Origin of the sequence: Candidatus Defluviibacterium haderslevense, assembly GCA_016712225.1 — a bacterium.
In the GTDB taxonomy this organism is placed as follows: Bacteria; Bacteroidota; Bacteroidia; order Chitinophagales; family Saprospiraceae; genus Vicinibacter; species Vicinibacter haderslevensis.
The window spans coordinates 2974111-2998300 of the sequence record JADJRL010000003.1 but is presented as its reverse complement, the minus strand read 5'-3'; the positions used below and the strand labels follow the sequence as shown (position 1 = coordinate 2998300).

The following is a 24190-nucleotide window of genomic DNA, read 5'->3' as shown; positions in this document are numbered from 1 at the left end:
TTCCAATGAATTATTTTTCTTTAGTAGAATATTTACAACTTAAAAACACCCCAAATAATAATAATGCGGGATCTATTTTTTGGGCATCATATTCTACGATCCAATCTCTTAAATCACGACTGTACTCATTGTACATAAATGCAATAACTTCTTCTTTGGAATTGTACAATGACCAATTGATACCTTCATTATCCACTGTATAGCTCAAAGAATAATTGGCACTGTTATTTGTTATCCGCCATTTATCAAATTGCTTAGGCCACACAGGTGCCGCATAATAGCTGATCTGATTGAATAAGTAGTCCCATTCATTAGGATTCTCCTTCCAATGCAATTTCACTGAACCTGATGATTCTCCAAAGCGAATATTCCAATGATCCCGCACTGTCTTAAAAGATTGAAAAGACTGAATGGATCCCAACTCGACATGATTGGAATCCTGTAAAACCCAATGACTAAAATCATCTGAATAAAAAGATCTTACAAATAATAGGTCTTGACTAAAACATGGTTTCAGAAAACATAAGAAAACAAAAAGGTGGATACCTTTCACATTTTAAAATGGTAAATCATCAAAGGATTCTCCACTTGTAGCAAAAGGATCTGGCGTATTACCTTCAGATACCACAGATTCTCCAGCTGTAGCTGTAGGAGCAGCCGAACCAGCTTCCACCTTCCAAGCTTGCAGATTGGTAAAATATTTTTCTTGCCATTCGCGACCTCTTAGATCAAAATGAACGGTAATTTGTTGGCCTTCCTGAAATTGATCAATGACCCCAGTACGGTCCTGAACCAATTGAAACTTAATGTATTGTGGATATTGTTCTTCCGTCATAATGACGAATTCACGGGTTGAAAAGGTCGCTGTTTTGCTTTCTACTGCGAATTTCTTGTGTAATTTTCCATTAATGCTAAAACTCATGAGTTTGGTATTTATCTGCAAAAGTAATAAAATTCCAGGGCTGAACATCCTAGTTCGTAAAAAATCGTCCTAAATTCCTTGAACTGCATATCCTTAAACTTTTTGTCAATTTGGCAAACTGAAAGATAATCAAAATACATAAATCACGTTGATGAAGTAAAGTATTACCTAAAATCATCACAATGGATATTTTTTTCAAACAAAATAAAATTTTACCCCACATTACCATCACAGACATGGTAAATAAAAATACTACCAAATCCATGATATTAATAGAAAAAAAAATTAACCAACCCATTTTTAATACAAAATGATAAAAAATCAAAATTCAACTCAATACTAATTATGAAACCTTCGAAAAATAAACCGATAGCCGTTTAATTTCAACTTTAAACAAAATTTAATTACTTAGTGAAATTCCACCTTATCATTTTTTTTTGGTTGCTTACATATTTAAGTTTTGGCCAACAAAATTTAGTTCAATATACGGACTCCATTCTGAAACTTGTTTATCATGATAGTATAATTTCAGGTGATCAAGAAGATGCACAATTAGGAAAATTAGATTCAATTATATCATTAAATTGCTTTATCAAAGACTCAAATTTGGAGGAAAGACTAAATAAATATATAGAATTTATAAATTCTATTGGTGAATTAAGTCTTTATGATTATAGGTTTTTTCCATTCGAGAGCCGTTTTGACTATACAGCACAAAACTACCATAAACTACAGTTATTATCAAATATTCCATATAATCAAATTCCTGACACGCTATCCCAAAATGGGAATTTGGAATTATTATATTACCATGAAGCAATAAGAGATACCCATTTTTTAATGAATTTATTTAGAGTAACCCAATCATATGATAATAAAATTTTTGCATATGGTAGTCTTTTGACACTGGATTCAATTCAATTTCAAGAATTTTATAATAACCATTTTTCATATATTAAAAATGATACCAATTTATTTTTACAAACAGTAGTTTATAGCAAAAAATATGGTAAGCCTTTTCCATTTCCTGATTTAGCAAAAGATATATTTGTACTATATATTGATACAACAAATAGAGTAAATAAACTTAATTATGAATATTATTTTGGTATTGGTCTAAATCCAAACATCATTCTGATGGATGAAGAGTATGAAGCCAATAGACCTCAAAGAGAGCAATTTGAAAGAGAAAAGGAGGAAGCAAATCGCATATTAGAAGAAGAGTATATGAATGTTAGAGATTCATTAAACTGGATATCATTAAAAACGAAAGTCCCACAATATTTTAATGCAATTGGTGATACTACATTATGGGATGATAATGGGGATTATCCTATGTGGACAGGAGATGATGGAATGAGATTTGATACTTTTAGTACTGAAGAAATATTTAATCGACTTGCTCAAATTAATTTTGTAGCATTGTATGATACGATTAAAAATGAAGGTGATTTGAATGCTAGTGCAACAGCTATACATATGAGAAAAATGTTGCAAATAATTGGAGACCGAAATATTTATAGAGGATATATTCCTAGTTCTTCTCAAATGTTACTATTAAATCAACTGATTGATTTATATACAGAATATTTAATGCAAGACACACTAGAATGTATGTCTAGGGAATCTATTTTGCAAATGCAACGACTTTGGAATCTTGCAGAATATAAATACATAGATTGGCCAATTCTTAATAATGAATTTTTAAACTTTCAATTTGTTAATGCTGTTCGCATTCATGCTACAGAAAGTTTAATACTAGCTATGATAGGTAGAGCGGATGCATATGAACTTGCAGGTAATCATGATTTAGCATACAGATACATAAAGCCTTTAATGTCGATATATGAAGCTAAATTTATTGAAAATATTGGTTATGCAATACCTGCAAGAAGACCTTTCAGAACATTAGAGGATTCCAATCGATGGTGCTTTGACTACATTATTCCAGCTCTACAACGATATAAATTCATAGACTAATAATATAATTAAACAACACTTAAATTCTTAGTTAAAAAATTCAATTTTCCTCCTCTCATCAATACAAAAAACCCTCCCTGCAGAGCAGAGAGGGTCACTGTAAATATAATATTAACCTTGAAGCCTAATTTATTGATTCATCATTACAAGTTTATAACTCTTGTTGAATCCTGAGGCTTCTACCCGCAGTGTGTAGACACCAGCTTGATTTAAATACTGGCGTTTAATTTTGATATATTGTTTGCCTGGATTAGCCAGTTCTGTATTCGTATAAATTAATGATCCATTGAGATCAAATATTCGATACGTATAAGTCATCGCTTTTTTAACTTCTATAGGAATCATCGTCATGTCAAAGAACGGATTTGGTATAGGTGTACCGATCACAACATCTTCTTTTTGTAATGGATTGCTATGTTCTGACCATCGAACGTTGACTTCTTCTTGTTCTGCATTATACATTTCTGCATTCAACACTTCTGAACTAATATAAATGGATTCCAACGCCTTTTGAGCAGTAGGTTGTTGCAATTCTATGTAAAACAATACTTGATCTTTATTAACATGAATTGGTTGATCTGCTGTCCATGATACCAATATGATCCCATCATTGAGATAAGTATATCCTAAATTACTCGGACGAATGGATAAAATACCTGGCTTGATATCAGCCAATTCATGAATCTTGGTATCCAAATGCAAAGTAAATTGCATCCCTTGAATGTCTAAATCATTCATAGACTTAATGGCAACCATGTGGTCATCCTGAGTTGTCGAACTATAGAATTCAACGGTCTCTTTAGTTCTTACTACTGCAGTTTTCGCACTATCCCACACTGTCTGACTAACATCACCTACTTTGATTCCAACGAAGTCCAAATACATCATATTTCCTGGTAATTGTTGGATCGAATAAACATCAGGAATGGGTTGCGACCATGGATTGTATGGATCAGGAAATTGATATGTTGCAGATACAAAACGCCATGATAAAGAATTCTTGAATTTATAATCCACTCCTAATATTAATTTCCTCAAAGTAGAAATGTCTGAAGCTGTAATGTTGTGATCATTGTTAACATCAGCAGCTAATTTTCTCCAAGGTGATTGTAAATCCTTCCTGCCTAAAATATGATTCTGTATTTGTAAAATATCATAAGTGGATACACCCTGGAGGTATTGTTTATCTTTTTTAATTTTAACTAAATAATTAGATCCGATGTATAAATCAAGAAATGTATAATTTCCATTGAATTCTGCATCAATCACTGTGCTTACTCCTTCTACAGTAAGCGATACCTCTTGTATTGGATCATTGAATGGTGTCATAATAGTTCCAGCAATATTTCCTCTTGTCAAAGTCTGCGGACATATTTTATTATTGTCTTGAACTATGATCGAAGTTCTACAATAATCTTGTAGTCCTGTAACACGATCTGTCACCCAAATTTCAACATTCCGCTGTCCTAAACTATCACAATTGTAAACTCTGTATTTATCTGATGAATCTCTTGAGAATGATAAAGTAATTGGGTTACCACAGAATTGGTAACTACCACGATCCAAATCTGAAGCCCATACTTGTATGACACCTTCTAATTTACCATCACCATTGAGATCAACACCATTTAAATTAATAGCTATACCTGTTAAACAATACGCTGTTGGAACTTTACAATTGACTATGCGAACGATTTGATAACACACTTCCCGGTTGCCACATTGATCTTCAAATACCCAAATAAATCGATGTTCTCCTAATGGTAGTTCTCCATCAAAAGTCACAGAATTACCCAATACCGTATAGGTGCTATCGATAAGACTATTATTGAATAAATCCAGTTTAAATGATGATCTCAATAATGCATCCGGTGTGCAATCATCCGATGCTTCATGAGTTAATCGCACACGTTCTCTGATACAATTATTATTAGAAATGCAAACATTCACGGTATCACAATCATCTTTAATTTTTGGTGGATTCTTATTAGATACTTTGATGATTTGTTCATGATGCCATGAATTAAATACCAGGTCTCCATTCTCATTATAATGTTGTTGGCACCAATCAATGACTTTCCATTTTCTTAATAGCTTAAAACAAAGTGATGAATCTTGTATATAATTAAATACATGATCTTCAAAACTAGAACCTGGCAATGAACAATCAACCGATAAAAAATCAGGATAATTATAACCTTTAGGAAGATTTTTTGGTTCTAAATTAGCTCCACAACTGTAGATTACGGTGTCTCTAGGCCAAATGATATCGTATTCATCTAAGGAATCTATCGGATAAACAAATATTCTCTGGCGGCAAGTATCTCTGCGGCCCATATTATCTTCGATGACAAAATTTCTTCCCAAATGTCCAATACCACATTGATTCAAATTTGTGTCAACATATTCGTGCATATGAACAATACAATTGTCATAATAGTCAGGCTTGCCGAATCGCTGTAAATCTACAGTATCAATGTGTTTACTACAAGGAATACTGTAATCGTGTGGACAGTGAATAATTGGTGGCGTTTTATCTTGAATTTCAACTTCGACCATGCATTCATTATAATTCCCTGCCTTATCCTTTACTCTGAGTTGAACCATAACTTTCTTGCCTGCATCTTCGCAACAAAATCTTACGAACGGTTGAAAGAAATTATCCTTAAATCCACAAGGTGCACCACCATCCATTCTCCTAACCAGAAAACTATCTATGTGACATTCATCATAACTGCTTTCATTAAATACTTCTGCATATACATGTACCTCATCATCACGAGTTAATGTAACAATAATACCTTGGTCACATACTACAATAGGTGCTGTTTTATCTTCAACAGTCACTGTCATTGTGCATGTATCAAAATTATCACAATAGTCATAAGCATAATACGTCAATTCATGCACTCCTTCGGGTAGTTTAGCATATCCTCCATTTGTTGTCAACAAAGTATTTCCATCATAGCGAACGACAACTCTTATGCTATCTTGACAATCATCTGATACTATTGCAGGTGGTAATAAAAATCGAGCTGAACAATCATTATAACCACTCGACGTACTTACCGTAATATTATAGGGACAGTGAAGATGCGGTGGACGACTATCAATGATTTCAATAATTTGAGGATGGGAACGTACCACAGCAGACCCGCACCACCATTCTACAACACGCCACATGCGGATAATTTTTTTCTTGCACGGATTATCGATGACAACAACATCTTCATAAGTTGTTCCTAAGTTGCAATACTGATTATTTGTTGGCCATAAGGGGAGTCCATCAATGGTTGGAACATGAGTTGTATCAGGATGTGGATGTCCATTGGCATCTAGTGGCCAAACACCATTACATTCCAAATGACAATTTGTAAAATGAACAAAATCTTTTGGATACTTTACAGAATCTATTGGAATTCTCTTAACCCAAATCGTATCTCTACAAACCGGTGATCGGTTACCATAATTATCTGTGGCAACCCATGATCGTAGGACCAATTTTAAGAAATTAGGATCACACGGGTAAGGTATAATGCCCTCATCTACCAACTGAATGGTTGGATAAGGATCACAGTAATCTATAAAATATGGTGGTGTATGTATTAATGTATCATTACAATACAAGGTATCATTTTTACATCGAATTACAGGAGCGAATTTATCTTCGACATATAATTTTCCCCAACACGAATTTCTACTTGTAGAGTCATAGATCATAACGGTAACCGTCATCCGGACATAATCTTCTGTTATGATTGGACTGGTAGGAATTAATTTCATATTATAGTCCATAACATCAACCCGATAACGTGCATCTGGACAATCCAAACCGTCTGTAAGTAACACACTGGGTTCGACTTTAGCTTCACAATTGTAACCAAGAGAAATGTTTCCCTTACCCCTACATGCTAGAGCACATTGTGCATTTAAAACATTAATGATATTACTGCCTATAAGGAAGAAGGCCAGTATAAATGGTGTCAAAAAGGACCCCGTAGGGCATAGTTTTCTTATTCCAGAACAATACGTAGTTGCCGGTTTCATAAGCATCAAGGTTAAAAGGTTAGATCAGTAAATGCATTAAAAGAATGCACTAGACAGACCAATAAAATATTACAGTACAGTTGTTTTCAGTCCGCAGAAAGAGCTTCAAATCCTCCAACGAATTGTTTTTTTGGCAAGTCTATTATCTTATGAAATATGGCTCAGGAATATGAGCGATCAGGTGGTGGGTGATCTACCAGAATAAGTATATCACGGCACAAATATATAATGAGGGTATTAATATTTCCTAATTATATATAATAAAAATTTTAATATTTTTTAATTATATATATAATATATACATTATCAATATTTTATATACATTAAATAATTAACTATAAAATTATTATAAAGAGTAAAATATCATAGGATCCAACATTATTCAAGAGCTTAACCCAACAATTCTGAAACCTTGTCGTTTATTTGAAAGTAAAAATCATTTTGGGTGAGATACAAAATGGAGCGTTAATTTTGGCCACTTTTTAAATATTAAAAACATCAAACATGCAATTAAAAATAAGTTTACTTCATACTATCTATATAATGACCTTAGGATTGATGATAACTAATAATACGCACGGTCAACAACAAAGATTCTTTGGTGGAATAAAGGCAGGAATGAATTTTGCACAAATAGATGGCGATGGGGTATTTGGGTTTAATAAATTCGCCTATAATGCAGGATTTATGGGAGGATTCAAATTAAAAAAAATAACAGAATTGCAAATAGAAATGCTTTATAGTCTAAGAGGATCACGATATGGTAGACACGATCCACCATTTACCCAATTTTCACTACACTATCTAGAAATTCCTGTTATTTTTTGTGTAAAAGATTGGTTAAATGACGAAGGAGAAACACCTTATTATAGAATGCAATTTCAGGGGGGATTTTCATTTGGAAGATTAATTAATAGTTCCAGTTATTCCGGCGATGATCAATATTTCAAAAAAAATGATTTGAGTTGGATCGGTGGAATAAACTACTATTATACCCGTAATTGGGCAGTTTCAGCACGATATACCAGTTCATTAACTCCATTATATCGATATATTAAAAATGGTCAATCGATTAAAATGATCAGTTATTTTATATCTTTGGGCCTTAATTATCGTTTTAATTAATACCAACATGTCCAGATATTTCACCTTATTATTAGTACTAAGTGCTTTAGTACTTTGTTGCAAACCTAATTCAAAAAGTGACGGTTCCAATTCATCAACAGCAACCAACAGAGCTCTGGAATTCGAGCCATTAAGTGCAGCTATTCTTAGTGATATGAATAAATCGATCACATCAATAGATATTATCTCTCTTAAAAAAGAAGTAAATGCCAGTATGAGTTTTAGTGATGCACAGGCCATACAATATGTGATCTCCTTTATTTCAGAAGAAAAGGGAATTCTAACGGCATGCAAGCCAGAAGGTCATTTGGTATTCCAAATCAACGGTGAGATTACACAAGAAGCTGATATCTATTACAATGATGGCTGTAATGCAATAGTCTGGAATAAAGGAAATAAAATTTCGAATATTAATAAGATTTCCAATGAAGGTGTGGACTTCTTTAAAAATTTCTTAAAACCTCATCCCAACGGCATCAATGATAGCACCATAAAAGCTAACACGGTGTCTCCTCAAAAATAAAAAAGACTTCATTTTTTGTGTATTGAAGGCTTTGGAACAAATTCCAAAATAGTTTCGCCTGCTTATTCATTTATGAAATAAGTCTTAATGGAATCGGTTATAATTCTCAAGTCTGATTCATTCAAATCAGGATATAAGGGCAATCTCAATATGTGTTCCTGCCAATACATCGCGTTTGGCAAATCGATAAATTCTATTCTTCGATAAAAAGGACTGTTGTGCAGGCACAAATAATGAAACCCGGCTTGAATTCCCAGCTGATTCAAATATTGCATCAATAAATTTCTATGCTCACGTTCCGGAAGTTCAATAAAAAAGGATGCCGACTTAAATGAACAAAAATCAAAAATTTTAGGTATTCGTATGTAGCCTTTTAGTTGTAATTCTGCAAGTTGATTTTCATATAATTCATAGATGCTTTTCCTTCTTTCTAAAATAATATCCATTTCTTGTAATTGGGAATATAAAACAGCTGCTTGCAATTGTGATGCACCAAAGGATGATCCCACATCTTGCCAATCATAAGAAATCGCCATACCTTTTTTAAACGCCAGACGATTCGTCCCTTTCTCTAATAATAGTTCTGCCCGTTTCCTAAAGATCGGATTATTAATGACCAATAATCCGCCTTCCCCGCAACTGATCTGCTTGGTATCGTGAAATGAAAAACAGGCCAAATCCCCTATACTACCTAATTTTTGACCAATGTATGATGATCCAAATGCTTGAGCTGCATCTTCTATTAATATTATCTCTTTGGCCTTACATATTGCAATTAATTCCTCCATATCTACTGCCATCCCAGCATAGTGCACCACAACAATAGCTTTCGTCTTTTCATTCACTAAACTAATGATAGATGCTACATCGACATTCGGATGGTCAGCTCTTGAATCTGCAAAACGCAAGGTAGCACCTTGCATGACGAATGGGTTTGCAGTGGATACAAAAGTATAGGAAGGCAATATGATCTCATCCCCATTCTGAATATCTAATAATAATGCAACCATTTCCAATGCATCCGTACAGGTATGCGTCATCAGACACCTAGATCCAAAAAAATAATTTTCAAAAAAGGACTCACACAACTGACTAAATTTTCCGCTCGATGATAGCTTTCCTGAATCTAAAACTTCCTTAAGAAACTTGATTTCATGAGTGGTTTGATAAGGCTTGCAAAGTGGTATATCGTATAACGACATGAATCATTTATTGGATACACAAAGAACGGTGATTTATAGTATAAGCTTTGAATCTTTTGCTTTAATTTTTTTAGAATTACAACAAACCAAAATAATTTTTAATAAGATCATGATAATAGTCCTACTCCATAATTATGAAGTAGGACTATTTGTCGAATGTAATTTATTTATAAAATATCACCCTTCCTCCTGCTTTATGCCAAGGGAACTAAGTTATATATAAACTATCATTAAAATAACATTTAAAATTCTTGTAATCCATGACTCTACAATCTTCCTTAACCAATTGGAATTCGAATCGTATTGTATCCACATCTCTTTCGACACCTTGATTATTTACTAAATGAAGATAATAAGCCTTCTTTATATCATATCCTATGCTATCTCTGTCCTTCACAACTAATGGGAAAAACATCTCACCACCAGTACCAATTGTATTTTCAGTTCTTATGGTATCTCCCCTTTCGTTGACCAATACAAAAGCATTATTACTATATTGACAATTTACACAAAGACCAACTACGGTTTCTTTTGTTTTCAAATCATACACATAACAGAAGAAATTTCTTTTAAATATGATAGTTTCTCCACCGCAAATTTCCCCACATTCAAAGCAGCAACTATGAAGGATGAGTACTATACCCAACAATAGAAAATATCTTATAAATATCATGGTAAATAAATCAATTTTAAATAATGCCAGACCCAGGGACAAAATACAAAAAAAGATATCTTATTCCCAACAATAAAATCTAAGGCAAGCAATCCTATCTAAAAATAGAAAGAATCCTACTCCATAAATATGAAGTAGGACTCTTTGTCATACGCAAATTATTTATAAAAAATTACCCTTCCTCCTGCTTTATGCCAAGGGAACTCAGCAATATATAAGCTATCATTAAAATAACATCTAAAATCCTTGAAATCCATTACTCTACAATCATCTTTAACCAATTGAAATGTAAATCGTATCGTATCAACATCTCTTTCAATTCCTTGATAATCTACTAAATGCAGATAGTAGGACTGTTCGATATCATATCCTATACTATCCCTGTCCTTTACAACTAATGGAATCCACATAGAGCCATCTTTTTTGATTGTATTTTCAGTTCTTATAGTATCACCTTTTTCATTACTTAATACTGAAGCTTCATTACTGTAGGGACAGTTGACGCAAAAACCAACTACAGTTTCTTTCGTTTTTGCATCGTACACGTAACAAAAGAAATTTTTTTCATATATTCTAGAATCTCCACCACAGAGTAATACACAATCCACACAACAACTATGAAGCATAATTGTAATTCCAGTTAATATTATAATTTTAATATATTTCATGATAAAATAGATTAATGGTTAATAACAATTAATCTGGAATAATTGAATTCGCTACTATTCCAATTTACATAATAAACACCGTCCTGCAGCAATGAAGCATCAACTTGAGATACAATTGTGGTTGGATTAATTTGCAATTTAATATTTCCATATTGATCTAAGATGGTAATAATATGACCTGAAAGATTAGTAATTTCTTCTGATAATGAAATGTAGAAAAAACCATTATTTGGATTTGGACTCACTATAATTTCGGGACCCAGCTTATCACAGTTTTTTACTTCGATGGACAAGGTTACACTACGAGATTGGTAACATGGGTCAGTATATATAGCAGTCAGGTTTATTGGCCCTGTCCGATCAGGTTTTACTGAAGTAAAAAATCCATAATCTGGGATTGCAGTACCATGATCGATCGACCAATCTACTTCCAATTTAGGATTTGTCTCATAATAGCCTGAAGTGTAAATAATACCATGAACTTTACAAGGAGCTTGCTTTTCTACTATAGTAAAATAAGGTGCAGGATCCCCGGAAGTTCCATGAAATATTTTCTCTATCGTTTCTGTACATCCACCATAACTAATAATTGCTTTAACTGTCAATGGTGGTTGACCAAAAATATTGGTAACTGTTGGTGTAAGCAAAGTAGGATCATTGAATATTATACCACCAAATAATCCAGACCAATAGACAGTTGCACCTGAAGGAAGGTTATCAATGGATAATACATCTCCAACGCTTAAACAATCTTTACCCGCATTACTAATGCTAAAATCAAGGCTTTTTCTTAAGCTGGCTATATATTTACCTTCATCTAAATTATTTCGAATCACTTGGATTAATATTCCATCAAATTGAGAAGTAATTTCGTCGCATTGAATTTCAAATCTTCTGATCCCATTATTTGAAGTCCGTGTAGTTTGGATTTCAGATCCAGCGCTACCATCAATATTTCTATTAAAAACCTTAACAGCATCAACAGGGTTATTACTATTTAATGCATCTTCTATCTCGAAATAATAGGAACCAATAAATTGCCGAGGAGTTACAAATAACCAATCAAAACCATCCCTGCAATAATCTTGCATAGAATGACATTGAGATTCGTTTAATCTAATTTCATGAGCTGTCAAGGCTAAATTATCAGGTTCATACCTGTCAGGATTCAGATTTTCTGCATCTAAATCCAACAATTCACTATGTTTATTTATTAAATTATACCATATAATACCTTTTTGACCAGGACTCAAGGTTGTCCTGTGGCAACCTGCTGTAATAAAATAAGACATAATATTAGTTTCATCTGGATGAAAGTTTGCACCATCTACATCTGTTTCAGTTCCATTATATGGACAATTATATTGCAGAATGTCATTTGGATCAGCAGGGGTGTCAAATAAAGCATCACCAACAGTAGCACACATCTTTCCAAATAACAAATGATTAAAATTACAATTTAATGAAAATCTTTTACTCCTACTAACAGGCTCTCTATAACATCCAAGTCCATGGTGAATATTTCTATTCGTATGTTCTAATCCAAAAAAATGACCTAATTCATGAAAGAGTGTACTCGCTCTATCTTGTGATTCGAAAATGCTCTTTTCAACAATAATAAAATCTCCAACATCATTTCCTAAATGGTCAGGGTAATAAGTACCAGCAGCGTCTCCAGTTATATCATCAACTACATAAACATTGATGGCCTCAGTGTGATGATTAGCTAAATACATAACATAGGCTTCAGTGTTATTATTAATAATTAAATTATCAGGTGATTCATACTCAATGGAACACCCACTAAAAAATTGAAAAGGCATTCCGTTTTGTTGGTAAAAATCATTTATTCTATCAATTAATTCTCGAATTAAAATTGCCGAAGGGCCTAATTCACCATGATCTACAACCCAATAAAACTGAATTGGAAGGAATAGAGGGCCATCAATTTCAGAACAGGTGTTTCCAGTTCTGGAGTTAAGAGGTATGTTTAGTTTTAAACGTTTTTGTCCTTCCACTATGAAGGAATCTAAGATCTCATTATGATCATACCACGGCAGAGTAGCCATCATAGAATCTGATGCTTGAACAGTACCACATGGTTCAAAATTCTGACTGAACAATTGAAGATTTAAAAAAATTGGACTAAGAAATACTAGAGAGAGAGAGAGAGAGAGAGAACATACGAATGTCTCTAATTGTTTTAGTAAATAAATTTACTTTACCGGGGTTTAAATAGATGCTCATATTAAATATATTTAGTTATGAATAAAATAGTTACATAATAGATAAATTTATAATGTGTTATTGAAATAAGGTAAAATGGTTACTCATTAAATGTCACCTTGTTTGTTCAAACAAGATCATAAAGCAAGATATAAATATAATTTATAAATTTCATAATTTTTTTATTTTATTTTTATAGTTTCATGATTTTTTTCTTCTGACTATTATTTTAATGATGAAATTTTTTAGACATACATGAATCTAAAAAATCACAACGCCCATTCCCACATATTTTGCATTTCTTTGTAACTCCAATGAAACAAGTTATCCAAAATCAAAGTATAGTTTATAGCATCATTAATTATTTTGGTGCCTTCATTGGTGTTTTTAGTACTTTGTATATTTATCCATCGGACCTGAATCTATATGGTCTGTATGGCTTTCTGACGAATACTGCATCATTGTTGACACCCTTTATTACATTAGGATTCGGATCAGTACTCTTGCGATATTTTCCTTATTTTGAAAATCGATCCAATGGGCATGGCGGATTCTTTTTTTTTATTTTGAGTGGATATGGTATAGGCATTTTATGTTTTAGTATTATTTTTATTGGAACGCTAACTTGGTTGAAATCCTTTTTTCCGGAGGACACTTCGGACATTTCAGAATATTTTATCTATTTGTTACCACTAACTATCCTGTATGTGATTTTTGAATTGTTTAGTACCTATTGTACAAATTATAAAAGAATCGTAATCCCGACGCTACTTTCTAATAGTATGAAGATTCTACTTCCTGTTCTATTTGTACTTGCGTTAAGACATTATATCAACACATCACAATTTATTTATGCCATTTTGGGATACTACGGCTGCATTATTGGTGTCGTGATCATGTATTTATATCATGAACGTCTATTATTCATGCGTCCTAATATTAAGATCTTTACACATCCTATGCGACATCAAATGGTTGTGTTTGCTTTGTATTCTATTCTGGGTGGTGCAAGTGCAATTATCGCTTTAAGAATAGATACTTTAATGATCAGTTCAATTTTGGGAACCGCAGCAAATGGAAGTTTTATATTAGCTGTTTTCATGTCTAATGTTTGTTACATACCAGCACTTGCTATTACTGAAATTTTGAATGCTCCGGTTGCCACCGTTTCCAAAGAAAAAGATCAAGCAGGTTTGCTATCTTATTATAAAAAATCTACAGTCAATATGTTAATTCCAACTTTGTGGCTGGCTTTGATACTTTACATAAGTTTTGATTCCTTGGCTATGATTATGCCCAACACTACAACAATAGATACCATTAAAGTGAGTCTAGGTTTATTACTCATCGCCCGAATTGTAGATGCCGGAACCGGTATAAATAGCCATATTCTCTCCTTTTCTAAATACTACAAGGTGGAATTATATTTACTGATATGTTTAGCAATATTAAATGTAATGTTCAATTGGTTTTTAATTCCCATCTATGGAATCACTGGTGCAGCACTAGGAACATGTATTTCAGTCATAGTATATAATATTGCAAAAACCTTTCTGATCTACATTACTATGAATATCCACCCTTTTGATTTCAAAATTGTACGACTTTTATTTATTGGATTGGTGTTGCTGATATTTAACTATTGTCTACCAAATCTCGAATATCCATATTTCAATATTGCATTTAAAAGCATATTGGGAAGTATCTTATTTTTTAGTGCCGTTTTTTATTATAGGATTTCTGCAGAATTAGAGCAACTGCTTTTGTCAAAATGGAAACAATGGAGTAATCGGGTTTGAATGGTAATCGGGTTTGGATGGTAATCGGGGTAATCGGTTTGAATGGTAATCGGTTTGAATGGTGATCAAGTAATCGGTTTGAATGGTGATTGGGTTGGATGGTGAAAGAAAAGTAAGAAATATTATTCAATATTAAATAGAGGTAAGGGTGATTACAAAAAAAATCTGCCCGATTTTACAACCGGACAGACCCCAATTTTATTACAATTTTATTATGAATAACCTGTTTAATTAATTTTTACGAGTTTCTTTATAATCACTTGATCACCAGATTCAATTCTAACAAAATAGCTTCCTGAATTGATGTGTTGTGTTTCAATAACATAAGCATTTATTCCTGCTAAAGCATTATAATTGGAATGGCCTACTTTTTTACCGAATACATCAATGATTGAAACATCTACTTGTTGATCTTGTTTTGAAGATAAACTGATCAATAAATTCTGGTCAAAAGGATTTGGAGAAACAACCACTTGCTCCATATTTAGAATTTGATTTCTTGGACCTTCAAGTGTTCCAGCAGCTACGATATTTACAGAATAATCTTCTACTTCTCCGTATGCGAATGTTTCACATGGTGAAGAATAACCACTATACTTTAACGAAACTCGCATTCTTGTTGATCCTGTTGAAGCACCTGCAGGTACAACAAATGTTGAAGTTAACAATCCAGTACTGGCAGAAGATCTGGATATCACTTGCTCACCTGCATCTGTAAATACATTGTTTCTATTATAATCGATCCACACTCTCCAATACAAGGTTCCTGAAGCACCCGTTGTTCCAGCTTGATAATTCATAGTTTGTGTACTACTCTTTGCAATGTTTGTGCTTAATGCAGTTCCATTATAATAACCACCATCACTTCCTGAAGTACGATCTATAGTCCCTAATTTTACTCTCTTAATCCATTCATAAGTTGAATTATTCCCTTTAGAAACACAGTATGAAGTATTCAAAGTTGTAAATGTTATAATACTAGTAAAAGCACTTGTTCCACTTGGACAAACTGCCTGAACTCTTATTGTATAACTCGTATTAGGTGATAAGCCTGTTAAATTAACAGTTGTAACTGTTACATTAGCTTGGCTCCATGTAGAAGAACTCGCCAATTTATATTGAAAATTATAAGAAGTTGCTCCACTTACTGCAGACCATGAACTTGTTGCAGAATTACTTGTGATATTAGACACAGCAAAATTCGTAGGAACACCACATGTTCCGCCAGAAGACGTTGTAAAATTTACGGTAGCAGAATTAGCACTTGAGTCTGCACCACATATCGTTTTTACACGTGTATTATATAATGTGCCAGCAGACAATCCTGTTAAATTGTATGTTGGATTAGTAGTTGTCACCGTTGTCCATGTAGTACCTGCATTTGTTTTGTATGAAAACTTATAAGAAGTGGCACCAGAAACTGAATTCCAATTTGCAGTAGCTGTAGTTTGTGTAATTCCACTAATAGCTAATCCTGTTGGAACACCACAACCTCCACCTCCACCACATGAAGTACCTAAACATGTTGCTGCAATAACTTCAGCTCTAATTTTATCTCCAGGTTGTGTTCCAAAACCATTGTTAAAATTAATACCATAACTGGTAAGATGGCAATAACTCATAATTGTTCCGCCACCTGTCGGTGGTGGGCCAGGCGCACATCCACCTTCTGTAGTATAACAATTATCTAACGCACCACCAGTCCAACCACACCATTGAGTATGATTAGATCCAATATTATGTCCCATCTCATGTGTCATCACTTCAATAGTCCATGAATAAGTTGGAACAGTACTATAAGAAGCACTAATGTTACTGTATGCATATTTGTAAGATGAACATAATGCATCAACCCACGCTACACCACCAATATTTTGTCCACCCAGAGCTGCTAGATGAGCCAAATCACCATTAAATGTACCACGATCTGTTCTAAATTTATTCAAAGCATCTATGGAACTGGTTTTGCTATATGCATCAGGTGTGGTCCAAACATAAACTTCAGAAACGGTAGTATTAATACTTTCAGCTGTATATAAAGTAGCGACGTTATTGTAAACCGATGTAATCCAGTTTGTAGTAGCAGTTACATTTCCTTTGTTTTGAAATAATGCATAGTCACATTCTATGTAAACCCGAATACAATCACCAGCAGCCATTTCAGATTTAGGTGCTGGGTCTATCAAAACATTAGATAATTCATCAGTAGAACAATTAAATGGCATGTTAACTGTAATATCTTTATCGTTGTAAATCAAGATCTCTTCTTTTGTATCTTTCATTGGATACAATACGGTGTTGCCTTCATCAGTCGAAAACATACCTATGATCTGATCATTAAACACACTTATAGCAGCTGTTGAAGAACCTTCTTTTCCTCGAACAACACCTCTATAAAACACGCCAGGATCATATTCAAAAGCTTCATTTGGAAATTCAGAAATAAATACATGGAAACCTTCTGCATAAAGATCTACACGGATTAAATCCAAAACAACTTTTTCACGATCGTTTATTGGTAATAGAAGAGACAGATATTCAGATTTGTCAGCAACCATTTGTGGCAATTGCTTAAGATCTAATTTTAAATAATTAGCCTTTGACAGATTTTTAAATGTATTTGAAGAATATACTTTATTACTTAGGCTTAATGGAGCAACCTCCTTAAATTGGGCAGCATCCATTCGTGCATCGACTACTTGCTGACCTAGCTTGTTCAGTGGTTGGGTTAGGTAGGTAAAGTAATCAATTTGCGCAACACCTTGGGCAAATAAACCTGAGGTCATCAGCAGGCAAATCCATGCCATCATATGTTTTTTAACTTGATACATAATCTAATAATTTAATATACGTGAATGAAATAGTAAGTACTTGAATGTACCGAAAAGAATATGTCTAGGGGTAAATGCTATGCAAAGATAATACAGAATAAGTAACTTACAATAGGTGAAAACCCCGAATTTTTTAAAATAAGGGTAAACATGGATGGTTTTAACTTGCATTAACATGGCACCAAAATTAAATCTTTAATAGCTTAAATTGTAATTTCATTTCACATATTGATTTAACTTATATTGTATTATCTTAATAAGATATGAATCAATAAACATAAAACACTTAACATGAGAGCTATTTATATTTAAAAAAAAGTAAATTATTTTCTAAGATCATGAATTAGGTTTCGTTATGAAAACAAATTCATCAACCTGCCCGCATACTCAGCAGGTTGGAAAAAACCGGTGATCAAGGAATATTCTTCCCACAATAATAGTCACTACTTTGATGCTGAATAAAATAGGATCTCGTATCGTATTGTACGACACCAGACGAATTTGAAGATGTATTAATTCGTAATAGAAAATCTAATGCATGATCTGGGATTATAATATTAATCCTCTTTTAATCCTCAAGTTTCTTGTAAAATGGTTTGAAAACTCAATTTGTTATACATTGAAAAATTATTTTTCTTAACCATAATGGTCAATTAATTTAAAGTTGAATTCCTCATAATCAAATTTATGATTTGGGAGGTATGAATGATAACGACAACAGAGCAAGCCTCAGGTTTGAGTTAATTGATATTGTATAGCTATTTTAGGACTAGACAACATTTTAACTTCAGTCGAGGAATAGTCGTGGATAAGCCGTGGAATAGTCGTGGATGCTTGCTGGTGAATGGTAGTTAATTTATTGGCATACAAATATTGCATAAATCGCCTAATAGACTATTAAATAAACTTCAAATTTATCCAAGTGAACCAAAATGGAATAATTACCAATAGAACTGATTCTCTTAACTTACTACATTCATTCATTTTAATTGAATACCTTTCTGACTTTGAAAAATTCAGGCTTGATACTCTTAGCTTTTAGTAAATATCCAGTAATTACATACTGAATCTACGATTAGTCCATAATGAATAAAATAAACATTAGGTAATTTGGAAAAAAATGCAAGTCATTTAGAAAAAAAAAGCGCCCTTGATAAATCAAGAAGCGCTTTTCCAAATTTTTTTATAATGATTTACTTTATTTTACTTTATTCAAAGTATTGATGATTTTCGCACCAATTAAATAAGGATCTGCATTAGATGCTGGTCGGCGATCTTCAAGATAACCTTTCCATGTTTTTGATGTATTCAAAGGAATACGAATAGATGCTCCTCTATCCATTACACCCCAACTAAATTTATCCATACTCTGAGTCTCATGCTTACCTGTTAATCTCAAATGATTATCGGAACCATATACCGCTATATGCTCTTTGTGTGATTTTTCAAAGGCTTTGAAAATTCCATCAAAGTATGCTTTACCACCTTTTTTACGCATGCGCTCATTTGAAAAATTAACATGCATTCCGGATCCATTCCAATCACCACGAACCGGCTTAGGATGTAAATCAACCGTTACTTCATATTCTTCAGTGATGCGGAATAAAAGGTATCTTGCTGCAATTAAATCATCAGCAGCCCGTTTCGCGCTTTTTCCAAAAATTTGGAATTCCCATTGACCCAATAATACTTCAGCATTTATACCTTCGATATCAATACCCGCATCGATACATGCATCTAAATGATCTTCTATGATTTGTCTGCCATCCACATTTCCATGACCTACTGCACAATAATACGGACCTTGTGGACCAGGATAACCTTCTTTTGGAAAACCCAATGGCTTGCCATCTTTCATCAATACATATTCTTGTTCGTATCCAAACCAAATTTCATCAGAATCCGATTTAATTTTTGCTCTTGAATTTGTTGAATGAGGTGTTCCATCAGGATTGTTTACTTCGCATATCACGAGATAAGCATCTTCACGATGTGGATCCACATAAATTCTTACTGGTTTTAAAATACAATCTGAAGCCCATCCTTCAGCTTGGCGCGTTGAACTTCCATCAAAAGACCAATTCGGCAGACATTCAACTGTTCCGTCAAAATCTTCTACTTTAATTAATTTAGTCTTGCTTCTTAGATTTGCTTCCGGCTTATATCCATCGAGCCAGATGTACTCCATTTTTAATTTATTTCTCATTACAATTTGGTTTTATAAAAAATGATTTGATGATTTATTGCCCTTTAAAATTCAATTTCGAAATTTGAAATCCATTTTATTTTAATTGATGGGTCAAAAGTAAGTGCAATTCAGCGCCTAAATAAATTAAAAAAATGGTTACCTTGTGGTGGTCACAATATTATTTAATTATATAAAATACTGACAACCAATAATTTATATTCAATATTTGTGTTATGCCCATTACTCAAACGGACGCACTTTTTGGTTTGATTAAAAGTCTGAATAAATCTGAAAAAAGAAATTTTAAACTTTTTGCCAACCGATTATCCAGTCATGAAGAACTAAAATTCATTCAGCTATTTGTCATTCTTGATAAGATGAAAGTCTATGATGAGACCCTCATTTTTAATAAAATCAAAAGACTAAATAAGTTACAATTAACCAATCTCAAAAGACACTTATATAGTCAAATATTAAAAAGTCTTCGGATGATTCATTCTCAAAAACACCCTGAGATAGAAATTCGAGAACAACTGGATTACGCACAGATTTTATATGACCGTGGTTTATTTATACAATCATTAAGATTGCTTGAACGAATAAAGCCACTAACGACGGTTACCAATCAGCACATATTATACCTTGAAATTCTGGAATTCGAAAAACTGATAGAGGCCCGACATATTACCCGAAGCCGCAAGGTTAAAAACAAAATGGAAAATTTGATTCAGGAATCCACAAAGGTTAATCAGACGGCATCACAAATGTCCTTGTTGTCTAACTTAATGTTAAAAATTCAGGGATTCTACATCAATTTCGGATTTGTAAAAAATGATAAAGATGTCATCCTCATAAAAGATTATTTTCAATCCAACTTACCTAATTACTCCATTTCAGAACTCAATTTTTCCAGTCAAATTAATCTAAATCTTAGTTATTTATGGTATCATTATATACTTTTGGAATTTGATCTCTGTGCAGATTATGGAATTCGATGCATTCGGTTATTTGATTCTGAACCGGTAATGATTGAAAAAGATCCTGACTTGTACATGCGTATGCTTCATTATACTTTAACTTCCTTATACTATAAGGAGGATAAAATCCAATTTAATGAATTCTATAAAAAATTAGATGCTTTTTACAAGCGGAAACATAATGGTTTTAATACAACGAGTAAACTACTTTACTATTCCTATGGCTTGAATGCCAAGATGAACTATAGTTTACTTCATCATGACTTTCAAAAATGTCTGCTTTTAATTCCGGAAATCAAAAAGGAGATTGAAAAATTCGATGATTATGTAGATCCACACAGACACATTATCTATTATTATAAAATTGCGTGGATCTACTTTATCCAAGATAAGTTATCCTTGGCATTGGATTATATAACAAAAATTGTGCGTGACAAAAACAATTACCTCAGAGACGACCTATACCTTTATGCCAGACTTATGCAATTGCTCATACACTTCGAATTAGGGCATGATGCTTTAGTAGGATCCTTGATGTTATCCATCCAACGACAGGCCCAATTATTGAATGACAATAATCAAATCATCAACCTAATTTTGAATTATATACGGCTGACAATTAAAGATCCTTCAAAGGACAATTTAGAAAATGCTTCAATTATGCATAATAAGCTAACCAAACTTAGAGTGGATCGATTTGAGAAAAGAGTCTTTATTTATTTTGATTTCGTATTTTGGGCTCAGAAAAAAGTCAACAAATTAAATGTATGATCTTATTGAGGTATTTGTTCCTAATCCAGCTTCTTTTTCTATTTAACATTGCAGTAGCTCAAATTGATCCGAATCTCCCAATTGATGAAACGGATATTATTGATGAATCTAATGCTTTAAGGATTTCTGAAGAACTTCCGATTGAAGATCATTCTGTATACCTCACCAAACATCCCATATCTATAAATCAATGTACATTGGACGAGCTTAGTCTATTACCCAATTTAAGCTCCATAGAAATTCAATTGATCTGGAATTATGTTTTGACACACAGACCACTCATTTCAATTTTGGAATTACAAAGCATTCCGAATTTTGATTTGGATAAACTTCGTAAGGTTCTACCCTACCTTCAAATACGTGACACAGAGTTTTCATTGAGACGTATCGGAGATCGTCTATTGAGTGATGGGCGAAAGCAAATCATTATAAGATGGAGTCGGGTTTTACAAAAACAACGTGGTTATTTATTATCGGATTCTTTGAACAATGCCTATTTAGGTTCACCTGATAAATTATTTCTTAGGTTTCAAAATTATAAACCCGGTTCCTTTTCTTATGGGCTGGTCGCAGAAAAAGATGCTGGAGAAAAATTATGGGATAACGCTTCTAAGACCAAAATAGATTATTTAACAGCTCATTTGTTTATTGAGAGATTATCTCCTCAACTTACTGCTTTGGCAATTGGCGATTATAAATTACGTATTGGACAAGGCTTAATACTTGACAATGTTTTTCAAAGTGCCGGAAATCAAGAATTGGGTCTTTATGTTAAATCACCTGATATACTCAAACCCTATAATTCAGTACAAGAGAATAATATGTTTCGTGGCATTGCTTCAAAGATTAAAATCAATGGTCAACTCAAAGCTTTGTTGTTTTTTTCAAAAACCAAGGTTGATGCAAATCTTGTCTTGAGTGATAATGGTAATAATGAAAATACTCCAAGCTCATTCACAAGCATTCAATATGCTGGATTGCATCGGACAAAATCGGAACTTCAAGATCGAAATGCCTTGGGATTAATGCACTCAGGTGGTTCACTTATCAAAAACTTTAACAAGGGATATGTTGGCCTAGGTGTGGTATATTCACATGTAGATTTGCAAGAAGCTAAAAATAGTGCACCATATCAGGTGTATGAACCAAGTAAGAAAAATCAATTTCATAGTTCAGTTTTTCATCAATTTCAAGTGAATAAATTGCTTTTATTCGGAGAGTTAGCCTCAGATGAAAAAGGCCATCTAGCACTACTCCAAGGCATTTTGAAAGGTCTTGGTAAATATGCTGAGTCTATTATAATTTATAGAAATTATAGTTCACAATTTTATACTAAGAACAGTCAGACGATTTCTTCCACAGGAAAAAGTCAAAACGAGCAAGGCATACTCTTTGGATTTAATTTTTTGCCAAATAAAGCCTGGAAGTATAATTTATATTACGATTCCTGGACCCACCCATGGTTGAGATATTCAAGCGATCTTCCTTCTAAGGGCAATGAATGGTCCGTCAAAATGACCTATACCAAGAGAAAGAAATGGTCTATCTATTTACAATATAAAAATAATATACACGAAGAAAATCAAAACGATTTGAATGAGAGCAGGCTCCATCAATTGACAAACCATTCAGCTAAAATTCACTGGGAACAAAAACTAAATTCCAATTGGACATGGAGATCAAGAATAGAATGGCATGGATATGGAACGAATGAACACATTGAAATGGGATATTTGATTTATCAAGATCTCATTTATAAATCATTGTCCTATCCGATTTCATCCACTTTGAGATTTTCTATTTTCGATACGGATAGCTATAATAGTAGAATATATGCTTACGAAAATGATTTGCTCTATCAGTATTATATACCTGCTTATTTTGGTCGTGGCACAAGATCATACATCAATTTGAGATATAAAACAAGATCAGATTGGTCATTTGAATTGAGATATGCTATAAGTTATTTTCCAGATCAATCATCAAATGGTTCATCAGGTGATATGATTGAAGGATCATATCGCACAGAAATTAAACTTCAATTGAGCAAATACTTCTAATTTACTTTCATATTCTTATATAATTTTTTTAAAAATGATTCTCTAAAAAAGTCTAATTCATTTTATTTTTTCAAAAATAAAAAGTCAAATCAGAGATTTATTTCAAAAAAAAATGACTTTTAACAATTATTTTGAAAAAAAATAGCTTTTTTTAGAAAAAAATATTAAAATTTATTTGCATATGTAAAAAATGTCATA

At 32.9% G+C, this 24190-nt stretch carries 15 protein-coding genes; 6 read left to right on the top strand and 9 right to left on the bottom strand.

Annotation, left to right across the window (positions count from 1 at the left end; all coding sequences use genetic code 11):
• Positions 1 to 10: 10 nt before the first annotated feature.
• Positions 11 to 553, bottom strand: a complete 543-nt coding sequence (locus IPK88_11650; protein ID MBK8244070.1) for a hypothetical protein — start codon at positions 551 to 553, stop codon at positions 11 to 13.
• Positions 554 to 556: 3 nt separating this feature from the next.
• Complete coding sequence (locus IPK88_11645) at positions 557 to 922, bottom strand: DUF3127 domain-containing protein (protein ID MBK8244069.1); 366 nt, start codon at positions 920 to 922, stop codon at positions 557 to 559.
• Positions 923 to 1333: 411 nt separating this feature from the next.
• Between IPK88_11645 and IPK88_11640 the strand changes: the two genes are divergently transcribed.
• Entirely contained in the window at positions 1334 to 2902 is a 1569-nt protein-coding gene (locus IPK88_11640) for a hypothetical protein (protein MBK8244068.1), read from the top strand.
• A gap of 129 nt (positions 2903 to 3031) precedes the next feature.
• On the opposite strand, the gene IPK88_11635 is transcribed toward IPK88_11640, so the two are convergent.
• On the bottom strand, positions 3032 to 6949 hold the full coding sequence (locus IPK88_11635; GenBank protein ID MBK8244067.1) for an HYR domain-containing protein: 3918 nt from the start codon (positions 6947 to 6949) through the stop codon (positions 3032 to 3034).
• Between the two features lie 504 nt (positions 6950 to 7453).
• Here IPK88_11635 and IPK88_11630 point away from each other — a divergent pair.
• Positions 7454 to 8074: a PorT family protein gene (locus IPK88_11630; protein ID MBK8244066.1), complete on the top strand. Its 621-nt coding sequence runs from the start codon at positions 7454 to 7456 to the stop codon at positions 8072 to 8074.
• A 7-nt stretch (positions 8075 to 8081) separates the two neighbouring features.
• The gene (locus tag IPK88_11625; protein MBK8244065.1) at positions 8082 to 8597 is read left to right on the top strand and encodes a hypothetical protein; all 516 of its coding nucleotides are present in this window, start codon (positions 8082 to 8084) and stop codon (positions 8595 to 8597) included.
• A 62-nt stretch (positions 8598 to 8659) separates the two neighbouring features.
• Here the strand turns inward: IPK88_11625 and rffA are convergent, their stop codons facing one another.
• The 4 genes from rffA to IPK88_11605 form a co-directional block, all read right to left on the bottom strand.
• Complete coding sequence (gene rffA, locus IPK88_11620; protein MBK8244064.1) at positions 8660 to 9799, bottom strand: dTDP-4-amino-4,6-dideoxygalactose transaminase; 1140 nt, start codon at positions 9797 to 9799, stop codon at positions 8660 to 8662.
• 208 nt (positions 9800 to 10007) lie between these two features.
• Positions 10008 to 10472 (bottom strand): hypothetical protein, encoded by a 465-nt coding sequence (locus IPK88_11615; protein MBK8244063.1) that lies wholly within the window; start codon positions 10470 to 10472, stop codon positions 10008 to 10010.
• A 158-nt stretch (positions 10473 to 10630) separates the two neighbouring features.
• The gene (locus IPK88_11610) at positions 10631 to 11140 is read right to left on the bottom strand and encodes a hypothetical protein (protein MBK8244062.1); all 510 of its coding nucleotides are present in this window, start codon (positions 11138 to 11140) and stop codon (positions 10631 to 10633) included.
• An 11-nt stretch (positions 11141 to 11151) separates the two neighbouring features.
• On the bottom strand, positions 11152 to 13263 hold the full coding sequence (locus IPK88_11605; GenBank protein MBK8244061.1) for a hypothetical protein: 2112 nt from the start codon (positions 13261 to 13263) through the stop codon (positions 11152 to 11154).
• Between the two features lie 417 nt (positions 13264 to 13680).
• On the opposite strand from IPK88_11605, the gene IPK88_11600 reads away from it, so the two are divergent.
• Positions 13681 to 15165: a polysaccharide biosynthesis C-terminal domain-containing protein gene (locus IPK88_11600; protein ID MBK8244060.1), complete on the top strand. Its 1485-nt coding sequence runs from the start codon at positions 13681 to 13683 to the stop codon at positions 15163 to 15165.
• 227 nt (positions 15166 to 15392) lie between these two features.
• On the opposite strand, the gene IPK88_11595 is transcribed toward IPK88_11600, so the two are convergent.
• Both IPK88_11595 and IPK88_11590 read right to left on the bottom strand, forming a co-directional pair.
• Positions 15393 to 17996, bottom strand: a complete 2604-nt coding sequence (locus IPK88_11595; GenBank protein ID MBK8244059.1) for a fibronectin type III domain-containing protein — start codon at positions 17994 to 17996, stop codon at positions 15393 to 15395.
• Positions 17997 to 19194: 1198 nt separating this feature from the next.
• The gene (locus tag IPK88_11590) at positions 19195 to 20202 is read right to left on the bottom strand and encodes a glutamine synthetase beta-grasp domain-containing protein (GenBank protein MBK8244058.1); all 1008 of its coding nucleotides are present in this window, start codon (positions 20200 to 20202) and stop codon (positions 19195 to 19197) included.
• Between the two features lie 215 nt (positions 20203 to 20417).
• Between IPK88_11590 and IPK88_11585 the strand changes: the two genes are divergently transcribed.
• The gene (locus tag IPK88_11585) at positions 20418 to 21932 is read left to right on the top strand and encodes a hypothetical protein (GenBank protein ID MBK8244057.1); all 1515 of its coding nucleotides are present in this window, start codon (positions 20418 to 20420) and stop codon (positions 21930 to 21932) included.
• Positions 21929 to 23992: a hypothetical protein gene (locus tag IPK88_11580; protein MBK8244056.1), complete on the top strand. Its 2064-nt coding sequence runs from the start codon at positions 21929 to 21931 to the stop codon at positions 23990 to 23992. The genes IPK88_11585 and IPK88_11580 overlap by 4 nt, the downstream gene beginning before the upstream one ends.
• Positions 23993 to 24190: the final 198 nt, after the last annotated feature.